The organism is Yersinia pekkanenii (genome assembly GCF_001152565.1).
Classification (GTDB): Bacteria; Pseudomonadota; Gammaproteobacteria; order Enterobacterales; family Enterobacteriaceae; genus Yersinia; species Yersinia pekkanenii.
In genome coordinates, this window is record NZ_CQAZ01000002.1 from 36,147 (window position 1) to 59,223 (window position 23,077).

Consider the following 23,077-nt stretch of genomic DNA (forward strand, 5'->3'; position numbering starts at 1 on the left):
ATTTTAAATTTCCAGCTCCTCCCCGGCTGTGGTTTTATCAAGGAACGCGTCGATGAAATTGTCAATGATTGCAGTTGCTCTGGCGACGCTGATCTCAGTGGGATGTGCCAATGAAAATTCGGCAGCCCCAATGCCAGCGGATACAAAGGCAACCGCAGCAGCACAATCTATGCTAAGACCGCCAACTGCCGCCAATAAAAACACTACCACCACCTTATCTCAACAGGGGCGGGATCCGGCACAGTTTCCTGCTTATGTTGAACAGTTGAAAGCACAAGCCCACGCACAAGGGATCAGTAAAGCAACTATTGATAAAGCCTTTGCAAATATTCATTTTGTGGATCGGGTGATCCAATCTGATCGCAATCAGTTAGAGAAGAAAGTGACACTGGATGATTACCTTGCCAGAGTTCTGACCGCCAGAAAGATAGCGCAAGGTAAAGAGATCTATCAGCGCTATCAGCCTCAGTTATCACCCGTGGCAGCGCGTTATGGCGTGCCTGAGCGCTATATTGTGGCACTCTGGGGCATGGAAAGTGGTTTTGGTAAGATCCAGGGTAAAGAGGATGTGATTTCTGCTTTATCAACATTGGCCTTTGAAGGCCGACGAGAAGCGTTCTTCACCAAAGAATTGATAGCTGCGCTGGACATTATTCAACAAGGTAAGGTTGACGATCCACAATTGAAAGGATCGTGGGCCGGTGCGATGGGGCAAAGCCAGTTTATGCCGAGTTCTTTCCTTACCTATGGTGCTGACGGTGATGGTGATGGAAAAATCGATATTTGGAATAATATCGATGATGTATTTGCTTCTACTGCTAACTATTTGTCTACTGAAGGTTGGAAACCCGGCATCGGTTGGGGCCAGGAAGCAAAATTGCCGGAAGGATTCAATATTGAGCTGGCGGGGTTGAAAGATAACCAGGCTAAGACGGTTGCTCAGTGGCAGCAACTTGGGGTGACGCCGATATCGGGGGGCAACAAGGCTGATTCAAACTTACAGGCTTGGGTGATCGTTCCCGATGATGTGCAAGGGCGGGCGTTTCTGGTTTATGATAATTTTCGCACCATTATGCACTGGAACCGTTCTTATTATTTCGCCATCAGTATTGGTATGATGGCGGATGGCATAAGCCAATAAGGGTTATGGTCAAAGAATAGTGATATGCATGGTGGTGTCACTGCGGCAAGTGTTCATCGTGATGGAAATTCAGCAGGGTGTAAATTCAAGGGAGGCGATATGTATCAACATAGAGACTGGCAAGGGGCTTTGCTGGATTTTCCAGTGAGTAAAGTGGTTTGCGTAGGCAGTAACTATGCCGAACATATTAAAGAAATGGGGAGTACAGCGTCAGTTGAGCCGGTGCTGTTTATCAAGCCTGAAACGGCATTATGTGATATTCGTCAGCCGGTCTCTATCCCAAAAGATTTCGGGGCGGTACACCATGAAGTCGAATTGGCCGTCTTGATCGGTACGCCGTTAAAACAAGCCAGTGAAGATAGGGTGGCCCGTGCGATTGTCGGGTATGGCGTGGCGTTGGATTTAACCCTGCGTGAGTTGCAATCCGGCTTGAAAAAGGCCGGCCAGCCGTGGGAAAAGTCCAAAGCATTTGATGGCTCTTGCCCGATTTCCGGCTTTATACCGGTGGCAGAATTTGGCGATGCGCAACAGGTTGATTTATCGCTGATAATTAACGATGAAATCCGCCAGCAGGGCAATACTCGCGACATGATAACCCCGATCATTCCGCTGATCAGTTATATTAGCCGCTTCTTTACCTTACGCGCTGGCGATATTATTCTCACCGGTACCCCACAGGGCGTAGGGCCAATGACGTCGGGTGATATGCTTAAAGTTATGTTGAATGGCAAGACGTTGAGTACCCGCATAATCTAAAGAAAACTCTGCTGCTTGTGCCATAAGGCCGGGCGGCAAGGCTTGCATCTGACCGCCAAAGCGTCTATAACCACCGGTTCATTTATTCTTACTGGATACCGACATGTCACAACTTCCTTTTTGGCAACAAAAAACACTCGCTGAAATGTCAGATAGTGAATGGGAATCACTGTGTGACGGATGCGGGCAATGTTGTTTGAATAAATTGATCGATGAGGACACGGATGAAATATATTTCACCAATGTGGCCTGCGATCAGCTCAATATTAAAACCTGTCAATGCCGCAACTATGAGCACCGATTTGAATTAGAAGAGGATTGCATCAAGTTAACCCGCGAAAATCTGGTTACTTTTGATTGGTTGCCGCCTACATGCGCTTACCGTTTAATCGGGGAAGGCCGTGGTTTACCTAATTGGCATCCACTATTAACCGGTTCAAAATCGGCGATGCACGGTGAACGGATCTCGGTACGCCATATTGCAGTACGTGAAAGCGACGTTATCGACTGGCAAGACCACATTTTGAATAAACCGCAGTGGGCCAAGTAGCACGTACCTGTTAACCAGCCCGATATGGCATACTGACGCCGAAATTTAACCAAGAAACTTAATAAAATGAAATATTCAACATTAGCCGCTGTTATCGTCGGCATCTCCGCGACTTTAGGTAGTCTTTCGCACCCGGTGCAGGCTGCTGGAGCCTCACTCATTAACCTTGATTGCAAATTGAAAGAGGGGGGCGGTCTTTCAGCGGTATTGGATGGCCCGAATCAACAACTGACTATCGATAACTCAGTGTTTCAGTTTGTAAAAGTTAATCCGGAAGGTCAGGGTGAGGCGTTAATCTTCCAGAAAGAAAATAGCCAGGAGCACGTTATTGCTTCTCTCAACATCTCCGTAATGCCCATTCGTCTGGCGATTGTTGATGGTGAGCAGGCCAATCAGTATATTTGTACGCACACCAAAGCTTAACTGGTTTATAATCGGATCAAAATGAGGCTGCCTTATGGCGGCCTTTTTTTGTTGTAGCTCTTTTTTGTTTGTAAATCCGATTAAACCAACGGAGGGTTTAATCCTTAGTCGACCCTGAAGTTACCCACAACGTAGTAACGTGAGTCCTCTATCTGGAGAGTTAAATAGTTTGATTGATAACACCGCGATAATTTCTGCTTCTGCAATTATTGAGAAGGGTGCGGTGATTGGTGCGAATGTACAGATTGGTCACTTTTGTCACATTGGTTCTCAAGTCACTATTGGTTCTGGTACGGTGCTCAAATCGCATATTGTAATTAATGGTCTCACCGAACTTGGATGTGACAATAATATTGGACAGTTTTGCTCCATCGGAGAGGTCAATCAGGACCTGAAGTACAAAGGTGAGCAAACGCGAGTTGTTATTGGTAATGGTAATTTGATTCAGCAAAATGTCACTATTCATCGCGGCACAATACAAGGAAGCGGTGTAACGTACATCGGTGATAACAATAATCTAATGAGTCATGTGCATATTGGTCATGACTGTGTGATCGGTAACCACTGTTTATTGGCTTCGAATGTGGGGTTGGCCGGGCATGTAGAAGTTGATGATTTTGCAGTTATTTGCGCGGCAAGTGCGGTACATCAGTTTTGTGTGATTGGCACCCATGCGATGATCAAAATAGGGGCCTGTGTGGTACAGGACATTCCTCCTTATGTTATTGCGGAAGGTAATCGCGCAGTACCCGTGGGTATCAGAGATTCGGGAATGGGGGCTGATTGGCTTGATAGTAACGATTGGCTCGCGGTTCAAAATGCTTATCAACTGATTTATCATACCGGCAAGTTGGTGGCCGCTGTTGATCTTGAAATTGAAATTTTGGCCAGAGAATGGCAAATACTACAGTCTTATAAGCCTTTTTTCTCCCGTTCAGCACGGGGCATTATTCGTTAAATTTATCGTGATGACAGTATACCCAAAATCAATGGCGCCGAGTGGCGCCATTGATAGATAAAGATATGTTTGAAAATTATCGGCCAAACAGATCGCGTCTTTTCGGTTTAACAAATTGGCTGATCAGTACGAGTACACCAACCAGTAAATATGCCGCGAAAATCCCCACCAACCATTGCGGCATTTCTAATGACAGGAATTCCCATTGTTTCACTGAACAATCGCCACTGGCGACAAATACCGCCGGTAGCCATTTATCCAAGGGTAACCAGGAAGGGAAGCTGACAAAGAAATCACAGGTCGTGAAAGGTGAAGGATGCAGTTGTAACATCGTATGCACCCAAGCTAGCTGAACCCCTCGCCATGCACTGTAGATCCAGATAAAAATAGCCAGATAGCGCAGCGGTGATTTAGGTGCAATTGCACCCAATAACGACGCACCAAGAATGCCGAATAAAGCGGCCCGTTCGTAAATACACATTACGCAAGGCTGTAGCAACATCACGTGTTGAAAATAGAGCGCAACCAATTCTAGTGCAAGTGCAGTCAGGGCCATTAATAGCCAAGCACCGCGCCCTTTGGAGCAGCGGTTAAAAAATTGCAACATATCTTTATTTTCCATGCAGTAAGCAATTGTACCGGCAGTGTAAACCAATTCATCTATGCTGCCAGCTACCCAAGGGTAAAATTAGGCAAAAATCAGCTATTTCTCGCGCATGATAGTTTATCACGAGCATGAGTTTTACTTTGGATGAGATATTGGTTTGTTTTACCAGCCCATCATCCCTCAAAGCCAATAACCGCCCTCGCGGTAAATGACCTGGCAGAGACTATAATGCAAGCGATCAGTGTGTGATGCTAGTCACGACAGCGAGATGAGGCAAACTTATCCAGCCACTTTGCATCATCCATTCCGTCATGGGGACTAATAAGTACTCGACACCCAACAGGCCGACGGCTGTCATCACGATAGTATATGGCAGAGCCATATATACCATGCGCCCATACGAAAGACGAATTAATGGTGCCAGCGCAGACGTTAACAGAAACAGGAAGGCTGCCTGACCATTCGGTGTGGCGACCGAGGGAAGGTTGGTCCCGGTATTGATGGCAACCGCCAATAACTCAAACTGCTGAAGCGAAATAATGCCGTGTTCGAATGCGGTACGGGCTTCGTTGATATACACCGTGCCGACAAAAACATTGTCTGAGACAGAAGACAGTAAGCCGTTAAACAGATAAAACAGCGATAACTGTGCGGATGGTGAGGATTGCAACACAAATTGAATAATGGGTGAGAAGAGGCTTTGTTCAATGATGACAGCAACCACGGCGAAAAATACCGTTAGCAGGGCGGTGAAAGGCAATGCTTCCTGAAAAGCTTTACCCAAGGCGTGTTCATTAGTGATACCACACAGGGAGGTGGCAAGAATAATCACCGACAACCCCACTAAGCCTACCTCGGCTAAATGCAGTGCCAACGCCAGCACCAGCCACACACCAATCAATGCCTGGATCAGAAGTTTCATTTTCTCTTGCTGGCTTCTTTTTGCACTGGCTTGTTTATCGTACTCAGTCAGAACCTGGCGAACGCGCTCAGGCAGTTCAGTGCCATAACCAAACAGTTTGAAACGCTCTACCAACAGGCAAACCAATAAGCCGCAACAGAGTACCGGTAGGGTAACGGGCAACATGCGAATAAAGAAGTCGGCAAAATTCCAGCCTGCACTTTTAGCGATAATCAGATTTTGAGGCTCGCCAACCATGGTCATAACGCCGCCCAGTGCCGTACCCACACCGGCATGCATCATCAGGCTGCGTAAAAATGCCCGAAATTGTTCCAGGGTTTTGCGGTTTTCCTGATTGTCGATCCAACTGTCATCAGTAATGTCTTTATCAGCATGGTTTGATGCAACATGATGATAAATAGTATAAAAACCAACGGATACGCTGATGACCACTGCAATCACAGTTAAGGCATCAAGAAACGCCGACAGGAATGCAGAAGCGACACAGAAGGCTAATGAAAGCACTATTTTTGAGCGGATGGTGAGCAACAGTTTAGTAAATACAAACAGTAACAACTGCTTCATGAAATAGATGCCTGCTACCATAAACACCAATAACAACAGGACTTCCAGATTATTAGCGATTTCTTCTGCAACCTGGTGCGGGCGGGTCATACCGATGGCTACGGCTTGAATAGCTAATAACCCGCCGGGTTGCAGTGGGTAACATTTCAGCGCCATCGCCAGCGTGAAGATGAATTCGACTACCAGCATCCAACCCGCGACAAATGGGCTGACAAAAAAGAATACCAGTGGGTTGATGATGAGAAACCCTATAATTGCCAGTTTGTACCAGTCAGGTGAGTGACCAAGAAAATTCCTGAGTACAGCTTGTCTAATGGTCATATCCATTGTGAGTTATGGTCTCCTTAATAAAATTATTATGGGGCGATTACCCTTCAAAGTTACATTTTACTTTACGTTATTTATCTAAAAGCAATAGGTATAATCTGTTCATCATTACATCTGCGCAATTTTTGCAACTTTATGACTACTTTCGCCATTTGTTAGGCTCTGACGCTATATCACAATACAGTCGTCTGGTATGATGAGCGCACTAAATTGCTGATATTTATCGCTACGGAACGTCAAAAATATGGTTATAAAGGCGCAAAGTCCTGCCGGTTTCGCGGAAGAGTATATTATTGAAAGTATTTGGAATAATCGCTTCCCTCCAGGCACTATTTTGCCCGCGGAGCGTGAACTTTCAGAGCTGATTGGAGTGACCCGCACAACATTGCGTGAAGTCTTGCAACGCTTAGCCCGCGATGGCTGGCTCACTATTCAGCATGGTAAACCGACGAAAGTAAACAATTTTTGGGAGACATCCGGCCTCAATATTTTGGAAACACTGGCGCGGTTGGATCATGATAGCGTTCCACAATTGATAGACAACTTACTGGCAGTTAGAACAAATATCGCCACTATTTATGTGCGGACGGCAATTCGTAATCACCCGGAAAAGGCGCAGGAAATTCTGGCGCAAGCCCAAACGGTCGCGAACAACTCAGAGGCTTTCACTGCACTGGATTATGGCATTTTCCGTGGTTTGGCTTTTGCTTCAGGCAACCCGATTTATGGTTTGATCCTGAATGGCATGAAAGGGCTTTACACTCGGGTTGGGCGTTACTATTTCTCAAATCCAGAGGCGCGTGAATTGGCACTGCAGTTCTATAGCAAGCTGTCAACACTTTGTGATGAGAAAGCCGCTGATCAGGTGCTGGATTGCCTGCGAACTTACGGTAAAGAGAGTGGCGCTATCTGGCACAGCATGCAGGGCACTATGCCGAGTGATTTAGCCGAAGCGCGCCGTTAGCCGAGGCTGCCGTAACACAGCAAAGCAAAAGGGGCATTCGGTGCCCCTTTTGCCGGTTTTAGAGCTTATTGGCTCTGGCCGGTACGCTGTCCAGTAACTCAATACTGCCGTCATCATTCAATTGTTCCATATGAATATCAAACCCCCAGAGCCGATGAATATGTTTCATCACTTGCTGACGGCTTTTATCCAGTGGTGCGCGATCATGAGGAATGTAACGCAGGGTCAGAGAGCGATCACCGCGCAGATCGACATTCCAGACCTGAATATTCGGTTCGTGATTACTCAAGTTATATTGAGCAGATAATTCATTACGAATGGCACGATAACCCTCTTCGTTATGAATAGCCGAGATCTCCAGATAGTGACTCTTATCATCATCCAGTACCGTGAAGAGACGGAAGTCACGCATCACTTTTGGTGATAAAAACTGGCTAATGAAGCTTTCATCCTTAAAGTCGCGCATCGCAAAATGCAGCGTATCCAGCCAATCTTTACCGGCAATATCCGGGAACCAGTAATAATCTTCCTCAGTCGGTGACAAGCAGATACGTTTGATATCCTGGAACATGGCAAAGCCAAGAGCGTAAGGATTAATGCCGTTGTAATAAGGGCTGTTATACGGCGGTTGGTACACCACGTTGGTGTGGCTGTGCAAAAACTCCATCATAAACCTATCAGTGACCAGACCTTCATCGTACAGATGGTTAAGAATGGTGTAGTGCCAAAATGTCGCCCAGCCTTCATTCATTACCTGAGTTTGTTTTTGTGGATAAAAATACTGACTGACCTTGCGAACGATTCGCAACACTTCTCGTTGCCATGACTCCAACAGTGGTGCATTTTTCTCCATGAAATAGAGCAGATTTTCCTGCGGTTCACTAGGATAGCGTTGAGCCTGCACCAATACTTCTTCCCGGCCCTTGCGCGGCAGTGTTTTCCACAACGAATTGACCTGGCTTTGCAGATACTCCTCGCGGCTTTTCTGACGTGCAGTTTCCTCGATCAGTGAGATTTTTTGCGGGCGTTTATAGCGATCCACCCCATAATTCATCAGCGCATGGCAAGAGTCGAGCAGCCGCTCAACCTCTTCTACACCGTAGCGTTCCTCGCATTCGCTGATGTAATGGCGGGCAAATAACAGATAATCGACGATGGAACTGGCATCGGTCCAGGCCCGGAATAAGTAGTTATTCTTAAAAAAAGAATTATGTCCATAGCACGCATGAGCCATCACTAAGGCTTGCATGGTAATGGTATTTTCTTCCATTAAATAAGCGATACAAGGATTGGAGTTAATCACAATCTCGTAAGCTAACCCTTGCTGACCGTGCTTATATTTTTGCTCGGTTTCGATAAATTTCTTACCGAAAGACCAATGGGTATAGTTGATGGGCATGCCAATACTGGAATAGGCATCCATCATTTGCTCTGAGGTGATCACCTCTATCTGGTGGGGATAAGTATCAAGTCGGTAATGTTTTGCCACCCGATCTATTTGATCGAGATAGACCTGCAACAATTCAAATGTCCAGTCCGGGCCGTCAGTTAGGCGCTTATCTTGCGCGGTTTGTTTCGATGTTGAAGTTATCATTAGCGCATCCTCACGGTTTTATAACCCTGCAAAATACCGGTCACTTCAATAATCCTAGCTCAATATGAACAAACTGAGGCATGGCAAGACGTTATGTCAATATAGATTATTTTTTAGCGGCAGAAGGGCTAATCTTGAAGGGGGTTTTTTAAGCGTTTTATTCTGAAAAACAACCTAAATATTGAAATATAAAACCAACAAAATCAGTTTGTGCAATATGCCAATTATTCATGCTGTTAATCGAGGTAATTATGGCGTTTTCTCACTTTCCTGTCGTATTACCGGTCCAAAAGAGGATTTTATCGCTATTTCCCTCACGCTATTGAACTCAAAAGTAATTATATTGTAAATTAATTGTGAATCAAATCACGGTATATAATTAATGTGCTCGCTAGTTTTTTCCGCTGGGTTAATTCTTTGTTAATGGAATATTGTGCTTTATGGTCTGTTTTGGCGTGGGGATGATATGCGTATTGTCATTTTAGGAAGTGGTGTAGTGGGGGTAGCCAGTGCCTGGTACCTAGCCAAAGATGGTCACGATGTCACTGTGATTGACCGTCAGGAGGGGCCAGCACAGGAAACCAGTGCTGCTAACGCAGGTCAGATATCTCCCGGATATGCAGCGCCTTGGGCGGCACCGGGGGTACCTCTTAAGGCAATTAAATGGATGTTTCAGCGCCATGCTCCTCTGGCGATCCACCTTGATGGCAGTCGTTTCCAATTGCGTTGGATGTGGCAGATGCTGAGAAACTGCGACACTTCCCACTATCTCCTCAATAAAAGTCGCATGGTGCGCCTGGCAGAATACAGCCGAGATTGTTTAAAAGAGCTGCGTGAACAGACCGGTATTCAGTATGAAGGGCGTCAAGGCGGAACGCTGCAATTATTCCGTACCGAGCAGCAATTTGATAATGCCGCCAAGGATATTGCGGTTTTGGATGATGCCGGAGTGCCATATTCGCTATTAACCGCTGACCAACTGACCACGGTTGAACCGGCATTGGCGAAAGTTGCGCATAAACTTACCGGCGGTTTACGTTTACCCAATGACGAAACCGGCGACTGTAAGCTATTTACTGAACGGTTAGCTAAAATGGCCGAACAGGCTGGCGTTAAGTTTATTTTTAATCGTTCAGTAGATAAACTGCTGGTGGACGGTGACCAAATCGCGGGCGTGTTATGTGGCGATGATATTATTAAAGCAGAGGCTTATGTGGTGGCTTTTGGCGCTTACTCTACCGCGTTGCTGGCGGGGTTGGTGTCTATTCCGGTTTACCCACTAAAAGGTTACTCACTGACCATTCCTATTACTGATCCTGCCTCGGCACCCTTTTCTACGGTGCTGGATGAGACTTATAAGATTGCAATTACGCGTTTTGATGACCGTATTCGGGTTGGTGGTATGGCCGAAATCTTTGGATTTAATATGCAACTGGCAGCAGCGCGGCGTGAAACCCTGGAAATGGTGGTAGGTGATTTATATCCCCATGGCGGCAATATCAGTCAGGCCACATTTTGGACGGGTTTGCGCCCGATGACACCGGACGGCACACCAATTATTGGGCGAACCTCGCTTAAAAATCTCTATTTGAATACGGGTCATGGCACCTTGGGTTGGACCATGGCATGTGGTTCTGGTCAATTATTGGCTGATATTATATATGGCCGCCGACCAGCCATCTTGTCTGATGATTTGTCGGTCGCGCGTTATAGCGCCGGTTTTCGGCCACTGAATATCACGCCTTTACACGATATTCATCCGGTTGGTTAAAGTACTGCGATTAATAATCACCGCGAGTGGCGCAGCGATCATAGTGGATGGCATCTTGACCCATACGGTAGGGTCGATTTCGATGGATATGCTGACGGTGGATTTAACGCCATGCCCGCAGGCGCGGGTGGGCAGTAAAGTCGACAGATGGGGGAATGCCTGCCTATTGATAATGTGGCAGTAGCGGCCGGTACAGTAGGGTATGAGTTGATGTGTGCGCTAGCAGCCCGAGTTAATGTAACTGCTGAGCGCACATAATGGCCTTTTAGTTTATTTCTTCCAGCTTGCCGCGAACATGTCTGCTGGCGCGGCGTGCCAGCCAAGCCAATAAACACCCTGCCAGCATCACGATTGCGAGTGATAACTTAGGCTCAATCGGTAACGCCATTGCCAACAGGCCTAATCCGGCACCGCCCGCCATCTGCACAAACCCGACTAACGCAGAGGCCACACCAGCCTCATTAGCATAGGGTTCCAGTGCATAGCTGGTGGCCGGCCCCATCATAAAGGCTAAACCGGCGCAGGCACTGGCAACAGGTAACATATACACCAGCCAGTGATGTTGTGTTTCCGCTGATAACTGAGTCAGGCCAAATAACAGCCCCAGGCAACCCAATGCCATCAGTAGGCTACCGGTCATCAGGCAAGTCGGACGGCCAACCTTTTGAATAACTCGATTGGCAAAAAAACTCACTGCCATGATCCAAAAACCATTAGCCCCAAAAACCAATGAGAATTGCAGCGGGCTTAATCCGGCACCGACCATCAGCACATTGGGGGCAAGAGAGACATAAGTTAATGCCATACCCATAGCACCGGCGTTAACCAGTGCGAAGATAAGGAAACGATCATCGCGCAATATGCGCAGATAGTTTTTTATCGGCAAGCCATTTACCGGTTGTGTATGCGCTGGACGTGTTTCCGGCAGGAAAACGATGATCAGGATTAACACCAGTAATCCGTATAACGCCAGGAACCAGAAGGGTGCTCGCCAACCGAAGGCTTCCGCCAACAAACCGCCCAGCAACGGGGCCAATGCCGGTACGATATTTAAGGTACCATTTAGGAATCCATAAGCGCGTGCCGCCTCATTGCCGCTAAGGCGGTCGCGTACGCCACTGAATGCCACCACCGCAGTACAGCAAACAGCCACACCTTGTAACAGGCGGGAACTGACAAACATGAATGGACTGACTGCCAGTGCGGCCATGGCCGCACCCAGCATGTAAAGAATGATGCCAATGATAGCAATCGGTTTGCGACCATATTTATCAACCAGTGGCCCGGCAATGAGCTGGCCAATGCCCAGCACCAGAATAAATAAGGCAATAGTGGATTGAATCAATGACTCACTACTATTTAGCCCCTTGGCAATCGCAGGGATCGTCGGTAAATAGAGGTCTATGCCCAACGGACCCAGTAGAATCAGACTTAACAGCAGGAAAAGAAATTTTTGCATAACAATAAAACAATATCCAAATTACAAAGGCGACAAGGATAAAGAATTTGTCGACAAATGAAAAGGTTGGGCTGGGCCTAACCTAATGATAGTGACAATGTCACTTATTAGCGTGATAACTCTGTTCTTATAACGACATTGTTATAACTCGGTTTATAGGGTAGTACAATTAATCGTTTATCTCTTGTTCTTCATGAGTTAACGAGTCGTGCGATGCTCTAACCATTGTTCCAGTTTGATGGCAGGTAGTGCCTCCGAGAACAGCAACCCTTGACCAATCTGATAGCCTTGACGGCTTAGTAACGTCCGCTGAGCTTCATTTTCTACTCCTTCGACAATCACCGTCAGTTGTAAACTCTCGCCAATACGGATCACGGCCTCACTCAAGGTTCGGCTGGTTTCATCATATTCAAGGTCATGCACAAAACTTTTATCCAGTTTGATTTCATCAAGATCCAAGCGACGCAGATAGCTCAGGCTGGAGTAACCAGTACCAAAATCATCCATAGATAGACGTACCCCCAAGCGATGGATCTTTTCTATGGCGACGAAAATGACCGGATTATTTTCAATCAAGATATCTTCGGTAATTTCCAACGTGAGATCCTGAGGCGGTAAATGATAGTACTGCAAGGTATGCAGGATCATGTCAGGTAAACCCGGATTATGGAAGTTAGTCGGGGATAAATTGACTGAAACCGAGGGAATATCAATCTCGCGTAAGCGCCAGTCGGCTAATTGTCGGCAAGCGGTTTCAATCGCCCACAGGGCCAGCTCATTAATCAGGCCACACTCTTCGGCGATAGGAATAAAACGTTGTGGTGGGATATTCCCCAATATTGGATGCCTCCAGCGACTGAGTGCTTCCACGCCATACAGATGCCCATCTTTCAGCATCACTTGTGGCTGATAAAATAATTCAAGCGAGCCGGTATGAAATGCATGACGTAAGGCATCCTCCATATCTTGGCGCTGTCGATTGAGATGGTTCATTTCCAGGCTGAAGAAATTGAAATGCCCGTGTCCCATATGCTTCGCTTTATGCATCGCAATATCGGCGTGGTTCATCAATGTATCCATTTCTAAACCATTTTCCGGGTACAAACTGATCCCGACACTGGCAGAAGGAATGATCGTGGTATTGGCTATCTGACAGGGTTGAGACAGCAGGCTCAGCATCTTCTCAACTTTCACGGTGGCCTGCTGTAGGGTGCAAGGTGTCAGAATAATAATAAACTCATCGCCTGAGAGGCGGCCGATAATGTCATTTTTTGGCATCTCGTCCCGCAGGCGTTGGGCGATCAAGGCGAGGAGTTCATCACCAGCGGCATGACCGAACGAGTCATTAACTTGTTTGAAACGATCCAGATTGATCACTAATACTGCCAGCATGTGGCCCACTTCAGCGGCCAGGGTGATAGCTTGTTTGGCATAAACCAGAAACTGGGTGCGGTTAGGCAGGCCGGTTAGGGAATCATAGAATGCCAAATGCTGAATTTGCTGGCGTGATTGTTCCCGCTCCATCGCCAGAGCGCACAAGTTTGCGATCAACGTGACTAACTGAAGGTGAAACTCACTGGGGCCACGGACTTCTTTGTAGTAAAAAGCAAATGTCCCCAGGATCCCCCCCTGACTGGATAGGATAGGTGTCGACCAACAGGCCAGCAGACCATGAGGCAGAATCAAGTGGCGATAGTTATCCCACAGCATGTCGGTGGCGATATCCCGTACTTCGACCGGCTCTTTACGAAATGCAGCAGTGCCACAAGAACCGGCAAATGGGCCAATAGGTATGCAAGAGAGTGCGGCAGTATAGATCAGCGGTAAGTTGGGACCGGCAAGATGGTGGAGATAGTGGCCCCCACTGGCCTGTAAAATACTGGCGGTCACCTCTGGGGCAATACGTTCAACTTCATGGCATAGCAAAGACATCACCTCTTCCAGTGGGCGTTCTTTAACCAGAGCTTCCAACACTTTATATTGCAATACTTCATACATTTTGGTCAGGGTGATATCGGTTAATACGCCGATGCTATAACTGGGCTTATCGTGTCCATCAACCAGCGAGTTAATCATGGCGGAGCACCAGTGGGGTTGCCGGTCTTTACTGTAGAATAACTCTTTAGGTAACAGTTGCTGGCGCGACTCTGGTGAGGTTGTATCCATTAACGCGAGTTGTTCAGGATGGTCACTCTGTAGCAAATCAACCATATTTTGTCCCAGAGCCTGTTCTGGGGTATAACCGAATAACTTGGTAAACCCTTGATTAATATAAACTGCTTGCTGCCCATGCTCACCATGAGCGGCGATAAACATTGCACTGTCGCTACGATCAGTTAATTGAGTCAACAGTTGCACCCACTCTTGAGTGGCTTTTTGTTGCTCAATTAAAAAAGTAATGTCTTTGGCGATTTTCACCATGTGGGTTACGGCCCCATCAGGGCCAGGGACCGGTTGATAGATGGCCGCCAGCCAGACAGTTGAGCCGTCTTTATGTAACCGCTCAAAACGGCCCTCGACTGATCCCCCAGCCAGTAAACATTGCTTAAGTGTCAGATACTCTTCGCTGGTGGAATATCCTGGCCGGCAAAACATTAAATGATGCTGACCAATGACTTCATCACGCTGATAACCAAAATAATCCAGATAGTTTTGATTAACCGCGATAATATGGCTGGAAAGATCAAACTCAATAATGGCTAATGAACTGTCTAATGCTTTTAATAATGCATTGTTTTCGGTGTATTCAAATTGCGAGGCTTCTTTACATTCTGATATTATTTTTGGCTTCATGGTGAATTCCTATGCGAAAGAATCGCTTGGCAGCCGTACTACTTCAATAAAATCACCGTTGCATCCATTTGGTTAGCACTGTTTCTTAATAAAGAAGATAGGATAAATGAGAAATATTCAAACGAAAGTTAATAGCACTAATGTTAAAAAAACACGACAGTGTTATTTATTTTATCAATATTTAAACACACTGATTATAGGCGAAAATAACAAACTGAAAAACAGCAGATGACAAATAACACCATAAGGGAAAACATTTTGGCAGCGCCTTGTCTAAGTGCAGAGAATAAGCGCTATATAATATTAAGTTTAGTCGATAACCGGGTAGTAAATGCGCTATTTATGGCGGGTTCGTGACAGCAAACCATCTCTTGCTTGTAATGTCATATTTTAGCTAAGGGGTGTTTTTTTGCTGGGAGGATCAATACCATTACCGGACAAATTGCTGTCAGGTAATGGTCGATACCGTAACAATTATGAGTGGGTATTCATTGAACCAAAACGACCGCCGTTAAAATCAGCAATAGCTTCGGTTATCTGTTGTTGTGTGTTCATCACAAATGGCCCGTAGCCGATAATGGGCTCATCAATGGGCTCACCACTCAGTAGCAAGAGCACCGCATCATTATTGGCCTCTATCGTTACATGACTGCCAGCAGAGTCCAGTAATACCATTTCTGCATCACGGGCAAGGGCATCACCATTGACCAGCACGGATCCTCGCAACACGATCAATGCGCTGTTCCAACCGACAGGCAATGAAAACTCAGCACTCTTATCCTGATTCAGTCGAATATCCCAAACGTTCAATGGAGAGAAGGTATGGGCAGGGCCGCTTGCATCCGCATAACTGCCAGCGATGACCCGCAGACTACCGGCACCTTCAGGTAATGCAACCTGAGGAATGCGTTCACTACCAATGGCCTGATAGCCAGGAGCCGCCATTTTGTCTTTTGCGGGCAGGTTGACCCACAGTTGCACCATTTCAAAAGCGCCACCCTGTTGTGCAAAGGTATCTGAATGAAACTCTTCATGTAAAATACCGCTACCGGCGGTCATCCATTGCACATCACCGGGGCCAATAACACCGCCTTTACCGGTTGAATCACGATGTTCAACTTCACCATGATAAACAATAGTGACAGTTTCAAAGCCACGGTGTGGATGTTGCCCGACACCCCGACGAAGTTTGGTCGCGGTAAACTCCATCGGCCCGGCATAGTCGAGCAGCAGGAAAGGGCTAAGTTGTTTGCCATGGCTTTGGTATGAAAATAGTGAACGTACCGGGAAGCCATCTCCCACCCAATGTTGGTGTGGTGCGCGGTAGATACCTTTGACTTTTTTCATCTTAATCTCCTTACATATTACGATGAGGTATAGCAGCCTTGCTCTACAGCTCGGCAGACTGCAAGTAGATAAAGTATATATTCAGGATAATGTAAGCAGTAGATGGCAAAATTAACTATAACTGTTCTATTATTAGGACAGTAATAAAGCCGCTGGCGGCAAGTAACTGATAGGTAAGATATGCAAGATCTTAATGATCTCTATTATTACGCTGAGGTGGTGGAACATGGCGGGTTCAGCGCGGCTGCGCGAGCTTTAGGACTACCAAAATCAAAGTTGAGTCGTCGGGTAGCCTTGTTGGAAGAACGATTGGGTGTGCGGCTAATCCAACGTTCAACCCGTCGTTTTGCGGTGACTGATGTTGGACTCACCTATTATGAGCATTGTAAGGCAATGCTGGAAGAAGCCAAAGCGGCGCAGGAGTCGATTGATTTAACCCAGGCAGAACCACGGGGTGTGGTGCGTATCACTTGTCCTGTGGCGTTATTGCAGACCACTGTGAGTGCTATATTGGCAGATTTTATGGCCAGTTGTCCCTTAGTGACGATTCATCTTGAATCGACCAATCGCCAGGTAGATCCGGTGGCCGAAGCTATCGACATTGCTATTCGTGTCCGCCCACCGCCATTGCAAGACAGCGACCTGGTGCTGAAGGTTTTGGGTAATCGCTGTCAGTGTCTGGTTGCCAGCCCGGAATTAATCGCGCGACAAGGGGAGGTCAATGTACCGGCTGATCTGACCGGTTGGCCGAGTCTCGGATTAGGGCAACCTCAACAGACGTTTATTTGGCGTCTGGATGGGCCAGAAGGGGCTAATGCCGCTATCTATCATCAGCCGAGACTGGTGACGGCAGACATGACAACCTTACGCAGTGCTGCGCTAAGTGGCGTAGGGGCGGTGCAACTTCCGGTCATGATGGTGGAACAACAGATAGCTGAGGGGGAATTAATACGCCTGTTACCGGATTGGTCGCTACGTCATGAGATTATCCACGCGGTATTTCCATCACGGCGGGGGTTACTGCCCTCAGTGCGCAGTATATTGGATTATCTGGAATTACGTTTTAGCCAATTGGCGTCCCGATAAGCCTACATTGAAGAGGAGTTTACCGGCTCAATGTTTGTGGCGGTGGTGTGAGTCTGGAAAATGTGGATGAGCGTGTGTTATTGGCCGGTGGTGGTGGCGATGTTTGTGCGGCGTTCCTGCAACCAGAGGGAAATCATGTGAGTGCTGGTGATGCTCATCATGCAGATGTTGGTGCTCATGTAACAATTCATCATGATTATGTTGATGATCATGTTGTTCCGTGAGATGCAACCAGATACCGATAGCCATCAGTAAGCCTGCAACTATCAATGGTAACGTGACAGCGTCACCCATCGCGACTGCCAATACGGCACCGAGGAATGGGGCGATAGAAAAATAAGCGCCGGTGCGTGCGGTACCAAGATGACGTAAACCAATAACAAACAGCGCCAGGCTAACGCCATAGGCAAAAAATCCTACCAGCAGGGCAGCCGCCAAATTGGTCAGTGGTGGCAATGTTGCGCCGAGAGTAAAAGCCAGGCTGAGATTAACGGCACCGGCAACCAAGCCTTTGACGGATGCAATCCAGGTGGCATCCGTCAGCGAGACTTTACGGGTCAGGTTGTTATCAATCCCCCAGGCGAAACACGCCCCCAGGATGGCCCAGGTTGGCCACCATCCGGCAAAACGTGCTTCTCCCGGCCAGCTTAAAATAGCGGCACCGGCAACAATGGCCACCATACCTAGCGCAATGCGACGGTCAAAGTTCTCTTTAAAAGCGAACCAGGCTAACAGCGCGGTAAATACCCCCTCAGCATTGAGTAGTAGTGAGGCACCGGATGCTGGCATGCCGGTAAGACCGATCATCAGTAATACCGGCGCAATAACGCCACCTGCGGCAATAGCACCGATAAACCACCGCAATTCGTTCCAGGGCAGTTTGACAGCAGACGAGTGGGTTATCAGACGATAAATCAATAATCCTGTACCTGACCCCAAATACAGCAAACCGGCCAGTAACCACGGGCTGACGGTATTGAGTAACTGTTTTGCCAGCGGGGTTCCTGCGCCAAAAAGTACCGCAGCGGCCAATGCTGCCAATACACCCGGTTGTCGTAGTCCATTATGCCATTTCATTGGTTAAGCTCGAAGGTTGCAAGTCTGTGGTAATTTTAGCTCATGAAAAAGCCGGAAAACCCTTTCTGTAGTAGAAATTCTCTATCAGAAAAGATTAACCGGCTAATTTGAATGTTAATTATCAACCGTCTGTTTGTGGAACAACGCACGAAATACTGGGTAGATATCCTCAGGATCACGAATATGTTGCATGGCAAAATTGTCAAATTTTGCCTGTAAGTCTTCATATTCCCGCCACAATGTCTGATGGGCGCGGCGGGTTATCTCTATATAGCTATAGTAACGCACCGTTGGCAGAATTTTCTTTGCCAGTAATTCATGACACAGGGGTGAATCATCAGCCCAGTTATCGCCATCAGAGGCTTGAGCGGCATAGATATTCCACTGCGCCGGGTTATAGCGTTCCTGAACCACTTCATCCATTAGCTTCAATGCGCTGGAGACAATAGTCCCGCCAGTTTCTTGCGAATAGAAAAACTCCTGCTCATCCACTTCTTTGGCTTGTGTGTGGTGGCGGATATATACCACATCAACATTTTTATAGGTCCGGCTCAGGAATAGATACAGCAAGATATAAAACCGCTTTGCCATGTCCTTGGTGGCCTGATCCATCGAGCCTGACACATCCATCAGGCAGAACATCACCGCCTGACTGGATGGTTCAGGTCGCCGTTCGTAATTTTTATAACGCAAATCGAAGGTATCAATAAAGGGTACCCTGGCGATTTTTTGTTTTAATTCGGCAATGGCTTTGCGTATCCGTTCTTCTTCCAGCAATTGCGCGGGTTCAGAGTTTTCCAGCACCTGAAGCGTTTCTTCCAGCTCGCGCAGCTCACGCCGTTTACTGGCTGTCATCGCAGTACGACGGGCCAGTGAGTTTTGCAGTGAGCGCACCACGCTGATATTGGCCGGCACCCCATTAGAGGTGTATCCCGCGCGATGTGTTTTGAATTCTGTTAACTGTTTATACTGATTTTTCTTCAAGTTAGGCAGCGCAAGGTCTTCAAACAGTAAGTCAAGGTATTCATCTTTGGAAATCTGAAAGACAAATTCGTCTTCACCTTCACCGTCCTGGCCTGCGTTACCCTGACCACTGCCACTGCCTCCTTGAGGGCGATCTATTCGGTCATTGGTAACAAAATGGTCATTACCGGGATGTACCCGGTGGCGTATCCCTCCACGGCCCTGATGGAACATCGGCTCATTGATATCATCGATAGGTATTGATACTGACTCGCCACTCTCAATATCTGTAACCGACCGTTTATTGATGGCATCGGAAATCGACTGTTTAATTTGTGACTTATAGCGGCGCAAAAAGCGCTGGCGATTGACCATGCTTTTATTCTTGCCGTTAAGTCGTCGGTCAATAAAGTAGCCCATAACTCCCCCAAACGACTTTGCCTCTATTCCTTCATCTTTCACGTTATTGCTGTGTTGGCTGCCTTCACTCACCCCAGTCACTTAGTGGGCTAAGCTCCTGGGGCTTCGTTTAGTTGCCACCTTGCTACAACGCGATCTATACCTGTTATGCCGTAATGAATCGGTAAACGGGTTATGAAGATTTTCTTACCCGCAGATACCATTCACACAACAAGCGAACCTGTTTGCGGGTATAACCTTTCTCCATCATCCGATCGACAAAGTCATCATGTTTTTTCTGCTCATCCGTTGAGGTCTTGGCATTAAAGGAGATGACTGGCAGTAACTCCTCGGTATTTGAGAACATTTTCTTCTCAATAACCGTACGTAACTTCTCGTAACTGGTCCAGTTTGGGTTACGGCCACTGTTATTGGCTCTGGCGCGCAACACAAAGTTGACTATCTCATTACGGAAATCTTTTGGGTTGCTGATACCCGCGGGTTTTTCAATTTTCTCCAGTTCAGCATTCAGTGATTCACGATCGAACAGTTGCCCGGTATCCGGATCACGATATTCCTGATCCTGAATCCAGAAATCGGCATAAATAACATAGCGGTCAAAAATATTCTGACCGTACTCAGAATAAGATTCCAGATAGGCGGTTTGAATCTCTTTACCGATAAACTCGGCATATTTCGGGATCAGATAGCCTTTCAGGTGTTCCAGATATTTCTCAGCGATATCTTGCTGGAATTGTTCCCGCTCTATCTGCTGTTCCAGAACATAGAAGAGATGTACTGGGTTAGCGGCAACCTCAGCATGGTCAAAGTTAAACACTCTGGAGAGGATTTTAAAGGCAAAACGGGTAGAAAGACCGTTCATACCCTCATCAACTCCGGCGTAGTCCCGATATTCTTGATAAGACTTGGCTTTCGGGTCGGTATCTTTCAGGCTTTCACCGTCATACACCCGCATCTTGGAGTAAATACTGGAGTTTTCCGGTTCTTTCATTCTGGAGAGAATAGAGAAGCGGGCCAGTGTTTCCAAGGTGCCAGGGGCACAAGGAGCATGGGTTAACTCACTGTGATTCAACAGTTTGTCGTAGATCTTGATCTCTTCTGATACCCGCAGGCAATAAGGGACTTTGACAATATAAACACGGTCAAGGAAGGCTTCATTATTCTTGTTATTACGGAATGCGACCCACTCTGATTCGTTAGAGTGGGCGAGAATAATACCGCTGAATGGTAGAGCGGATATCCCCTCTGTACCGTTATAGTTCCCCTCTTGGGTGGCGGTCAGTAGTGGATGTAGCACCTTAATCGGGGCTTTGAACATCTCGACGAATTCCATGATCCCTTGGTTCGCACGGCACAATGCACCGGAATAACCATAAGCATCTGGGTCGTTTTGAGCATGATTTTCCAGTTTACGGATATCAACTTTACCGACCAGTGCCGAGATATCCTGGTTGTTTTCATCGCCCGGTTCAGTTTTCGCTATCGCAACCTGTTCAAGGATAGAAGGCCAGACTTTGATAACCTTGAACTTAGTAATATCGCCGCCAAACTCATGCAGGCGTTTTGCCGCCCATGGCGACATAATCGTACCGAGATAACGGCTTGGAATCGTGTATTCTTTTGCCAAAATAGCCGCATCTTCCTGCGGATTGAATAAACACAATGGGTGGTCATTCACCGGGCTACGCTCGTCATTGGCACTTAAGATATAGATGGGCACACGTTGCATCAGTGCTTTCAACCGTTCAGCCAGAGATGACTTACCACCACCCACTGGGCCGAGCAAATACAGGATCTGTTTCTTTTCTTCCAGCCCTTGAGCGGCATGTTTGAGATAGGAAACAATCTGCTCTATGGCTTCTTCCATTCCATAGAACTCTTCAAAGGCAGGGTAGCGCGCGATAACCCGGTTAGAGAAGAGTCGAGACATGCGGGACTCAAGTGCGGTATCGACCATGACTGGCTCACCAATAGCCATTAACAGACGCTCAGCTGCATTGGCATATGCGCTGCGATCGTGCTGGCAGATAGTGAGGAATTCCTGCAGAGTGAACTCTTCGTCCTTGGCCGCCTCATAGCGTTGGCGATAGTGATCAAATATGTTCATAGCGATGCCCGTCCTGTTTGAATGGTTGGGAACATAAAATAGTAGTAGCGCTTTATTGGGTTAAAATTTTGAAACTACTACCTTATTGTTATGGTCGCGTCTCCGCCAAAGGTCAAGTTAGCCCCGACCAGAGATTGGCCACTTCTAGAACAATAAATAACCATTATTCGGTAACTAAATCTATTTTTTATTTCATTGTCAGTGTTTTATATATAATTAATTGAGCTTATCTATTTGAATATCTCGTTATTTTATTGTAATCAAAGCCAGGTAAATTTTTAGGTTGTCAGCCCACCGGTTGTCGGTGATACGTTGTACAGGCCGGATGGGCATTCCGCTAACATGTGTAAAGATTTCGCCACGGGCAAGCAATTGATTTACACTAAGTTAACTAATGAATTCGTTACCAATGGGATTTAATCCGTGAAAAAACATGACATAAAACTGAAGCAAATAAAAACGTTGGCAGCATTGGCTGTAGCTACCGCGGTTTGTATGCCAACTGCGATGGCAGGAACATGGTCGCTGGGGGCATCAGCATTAGTGAGCCCGGACCCTTACCGTGGCAAGAATGACCGGGTTTATCCGGTGCCTATTATTTCTTATGAAAGTGATAATTTTTACTTCCGCACGTTGGCCGCCGGTTATTACCTGTGGAAGGATGACAGCAATCGCTTGTCAATTGATGCTTATTATTTACCATTGCACTTTACCCCAGGTGACAGTGATGATCAGCAGATGAAGCAGTTGGATAAACGCCGCAGCACTATGATGGCCGGGATGTCATATTCCCATATTGAGGATTGGGGAACGATCCGGGCGGCGTTCTCTGGCGACGTGCTGGATAATAGTGGTGGTTTTATCGGCGACCTGGCCTACCTCTATCGCTTTAATATCGATAGCTGGACACTGACCCCTGGTGCGGGTGTTAGCTGGAACAGTGGCGATCAGAACAACTATTACTATGGTGTAAGCGGAAGGGAGTCTGCACGTAGTGGTTTGGCGCAATATAGCCCAAGTGACAGCTGGTCGCCATATCTGGAGTTGTCAGCAAACTACAACATCAATCCAAATTGGAATGCCTTCTTTACTGGCCGTTATATCCGTTTGGCAAATGAAGTAAAAAATAGCCCAATGGTCGATGCGTCATTCAGTAGCGTATTGTGGACCGGAGTGACCTATACTTTCCGCTAACATTTATGCTCAGTGAGTGAAGGGTTGACCGCTTCTCGGGGCGCTCCGGTGGCT

The 23,077-nt window shown here is 47.0% G+C and carries 18 protein-coding genes and 1 pseudogene; 10 read left to right on the forward strand and 9 right to left on the reverse strand.

Translation table 11 applies throughout. From position 1 onward, the window contains the following. Window positions 1-52 precede the first annotated feature (52 nt). From AEP37_RS01140 to lpxA, 5 genes are all read left to right on the forward strand, one after another. Window positions 53-1,141 carry a lytic murein transglycosylase gene (locus AEP37_RS01140; protein WP_049608580.1) on the forward strand — a complete coding sequence of 363 codons (1,089 nt, stop codon included), beginning with the start codon at window positions 53-55 and terminating at the stop codon, window positions 1,139-1,141. 99 nt (window positions 1,142-1,240) lie between these two features. Next, window positions 1,241-1,897 carry a fumarylacetoacetate hydrolase family protein gene (locus tag AEP37_RS01145; protein ID WP_049608963.1) on the forward strand — a complete coding sequence of 219 codons (657 nt, stop codon included), beginning with the start codon at window positions 1,241-1,243 and terminating at the stop codon, window positions 1,895-1,897. 103 nt (window positions 1,898-2,000) lie between these two features. After that, the gene (locus tag AEP37_RS01150; protein WP_049608582.1) at window positions 2,001-2,447 is read left to right on the forward strand and encodes a YcgN family cysteine cluster protein; all 447 of its coding nucleotides are present in this window, start codon (window positions 2,001-2,003) and stop codon (window positions 2,445-2,447) included. A 66-nt stretch (window positions 2,448-2,513) separates the two neighbouring features. Continuing rightward, window positions 2,514-2,870 (forward strand): hypothetical protein, encoded by a 357-nt coding sequence (locus tag AEP37_RS01155; protein WP_049608585.1) that lies wholly within the window; start codon window positions 2,514-2,516, stop codon window positions 2,868-2,870. A gap of 169 nt (window positions 2,871-3,039) precedes the next feature. Next, complete coding sequence (gene lpxA, locus AEP37_RS01160; protein ID WP_049608588.1) at window positions 3,040-3,828, forward strand: acyl-ACP--UDP-N-acetylglucosamine O-acyltransferase; 789 nt, start codon at window positions 3,040-3,042, stop codon at window positions 3,826-3,828. Between the two features lie 76 nt (window positions 3,829-3,904). Here lpxA and dsbB read toward each other — a convergent pair whose 3' ends face one another. Both dsbB and nhaB read right to left on the reverse strand, forming a co-directional pair. Further along, the gene (dsbB, locus tag AEP37_RS01165; protein ID WP_049608590.1) at window positions 3,905-4,435 is read right to left on the reverse strand and encodes a disulfide bond formation protein DsbB; all 531 of its coding nucleotides are present in this window, start codon (window positions 4,433-4,435) and stop codon (window positions 3,905-3,907) included. 238 nt (window positions 4,436-4,673) lie between these two features. Continuing rightward, entirely contained in the window at window positions 4,674-6,248 is a 1,575-nt protein-coding gene (gene nhaB, locus AEP37_RS01170) for a sodium/proton antiporter NhaB (RefSeq protein ID WP_049608593.1), read from the reverse strand. Between the two features lie 244 nt (window positions 6,249-6,492). Here nhaB and fadR point away from each other — a divergent pair, with 244 nt between their 5' ends. Further along, window positions 6,493-7,212, forward strand: coding sequence for a fatty acid metabolism transcriptional regulator FadR (gene fadR, locus AEP37_RS01175; RefSeq protein WP_049608596.1), 720 nt, complete (start codon window positions 6,493-6,495; stop codon window positions 7,210-7,212). Between the two features lie 58 nt (window positions 7,213-7,270). Here fadR and AEP37_RS01180 read toward each other — a convergent pair whose 3' ends face one another. Continuing rightward, window positions 7,271-8,806, reverse strand: a complete 1,536-nt coding sequence (locus AEP37_RS01180) for a SpoVR family protein (RefSeq protein ID WP_049608599.1) — start codon at window positions 8,804-8,806, stop codon at window positions 7,271-7,273. A gap of 466 nt (window positions 8,807-9,272) precedes the next feature. On the opposite strand from AEP37_RS01180, the gene AEP37_RS01185 reads away from it, so the two are divergent. Beyond that, window positions 9,273-10,577 (forward strand): D-amino acid dehydrogenase, encoded by a 1,305-nt coding sequence (locus AEP37_RS01185; RefSeq protein WP_049608966.1) that lies wholly within the window; start codon window positions 9,273-9,275, stop codon window positions 10,575-10,577. A 34-nt stretch (window positions 10,578-10,611) separates the two neighbouring features. Then, window positions 10,612-10,835: pseudogene (locus tag AEP37_RS24500) on the forward strand (alanine racemase C-terminal domain-containing protein); the annotation flags it as partial. A 7-nt stretch (window positions 10,836-10,842) separates the two neighbouring features. Here AEP37_RS24500 and AEP37_RS01190 read toward each other — a convergent pair. The 3 genes from AEP37_RS01190 to AEP37_RS01200 form a co-directional block, all read right to left on the reverse strand. Beyond that, a complete protein-coding gene (locus AEP37_RS01190; protein WP_049608602.1) occupies window positions 10,843-12,036 on the reverse strand; it encodes a multidrug effflux MFS transporter in 1,194 nt (397 codons plus the stop codon). Between the two features lie 198 nt (window positions 12,037-12,234). Next, window positions 12,235-14,829: a sensor domain-containing protein gene (locus AEP37_RS01195; RefSeq protein ID WP_049608605.1), complete on the reverse strand. Its 2,595-nt coding sequence runs from the start codon at window positions 14,827-14,829 to the stop codon at window positions 12,235-12,237. A 474-nt stretch (window positions 14,830-15,303) separates the two neighbouring features. Then, window positions 15,304-16,176 (reverse strand): pirin family protein, encoded by an 873-nt coding sequence (locus tag AEP37_RS01200; protein ID WP_049608606.1) that lies wholly within the window; start codon window positions 16,174-16,176, stop codon window positions 15,304-15,306. 180 nt (window positions 16,177-16,356) lie between these two features. Here AEP37_RS01200 and AEP37_RS01205 point away from each other — a divergent pair, with 180 nt between their 5' ends. Continuing rightward, complete coding sequence (locus AEP37_RS01205) at window positions 16,357-17,262, forward strand: LysR family transcriptional regulator (protein ID WP_049608609.1); 906 nt, start codon at window positions 16,357-16,359, stop codon at window positions 17,260-17,262. Window positions 17,263-17,289: 27 nt separating this feature from the next. Here AEP37_RS01205 and AEP37_RS01210 read toward each other — a convergent pair whose 3' ends face one another. The 3 genes from AEP37_RS01210 to yeaG all read right to left on the reverse strand — a co-directional run bounded on the left by AEP37_RS01210 (window position 17,290) and on the right by yeaG (window position 21,829). Further along, window positions 17,290-18,339 carry a DMT family transporter gene (locus AEP37_RS01210; RefSeq protein ID WP_049608612.1) on the reverse strand — a complete coding sequence of 350 codons (1,050 nt, stop codon included), beginning with the start codon at window positions 18,337-18,339 and terminating at the stop codon, window positions 17,290-17,292. A 114-nt stretch (window positions 18,340-18,453) separates the two neighbouring features. Next, window positions 18,454-19,722 (reverse strand): YeaH/YhbH family protein, encoded by a 1,269-nt coding sequence (locus AEP37_RS01215; protein ID WP_049608969.1) that lies wholly within the window; start codon window positions 19,720-19,722, stop codon window positions 18,454-18,456. Between the two features lie 172 nt (window positions 19,723-19,894). Further along, on the reverse strand, window positions 19,895-21,829 hold the full coding sequence (gene yeaG, locus AEP37_RS01220; RefSeq protein WP_049608615.1) for a protein kinase YeaG: 1,935 nt from the start codon (window positions 21,827-21,829) through the stop codon (window positions 19,895-19,897). A 423-nt stretch (window positions 21,830-22,252) separates the two neighbouring features. Between yeaG and AEP37_RS01225 the strand changes: the two genes are divergently transcribed. Beyond that, window positions 22,253-23,023: a MipA/OmpV family protein gene (locus AEP37_RS01225; RefSeq protein ID WP_049608618.1), complete on the forward strand. Its 771-nt coding sequence runs from the start codon at window positions 22,253-22,255 to the stop codon at window positions 23,021-23,023. Window positions 23,024-23,077: the final 54 nt, after the last annotated feature.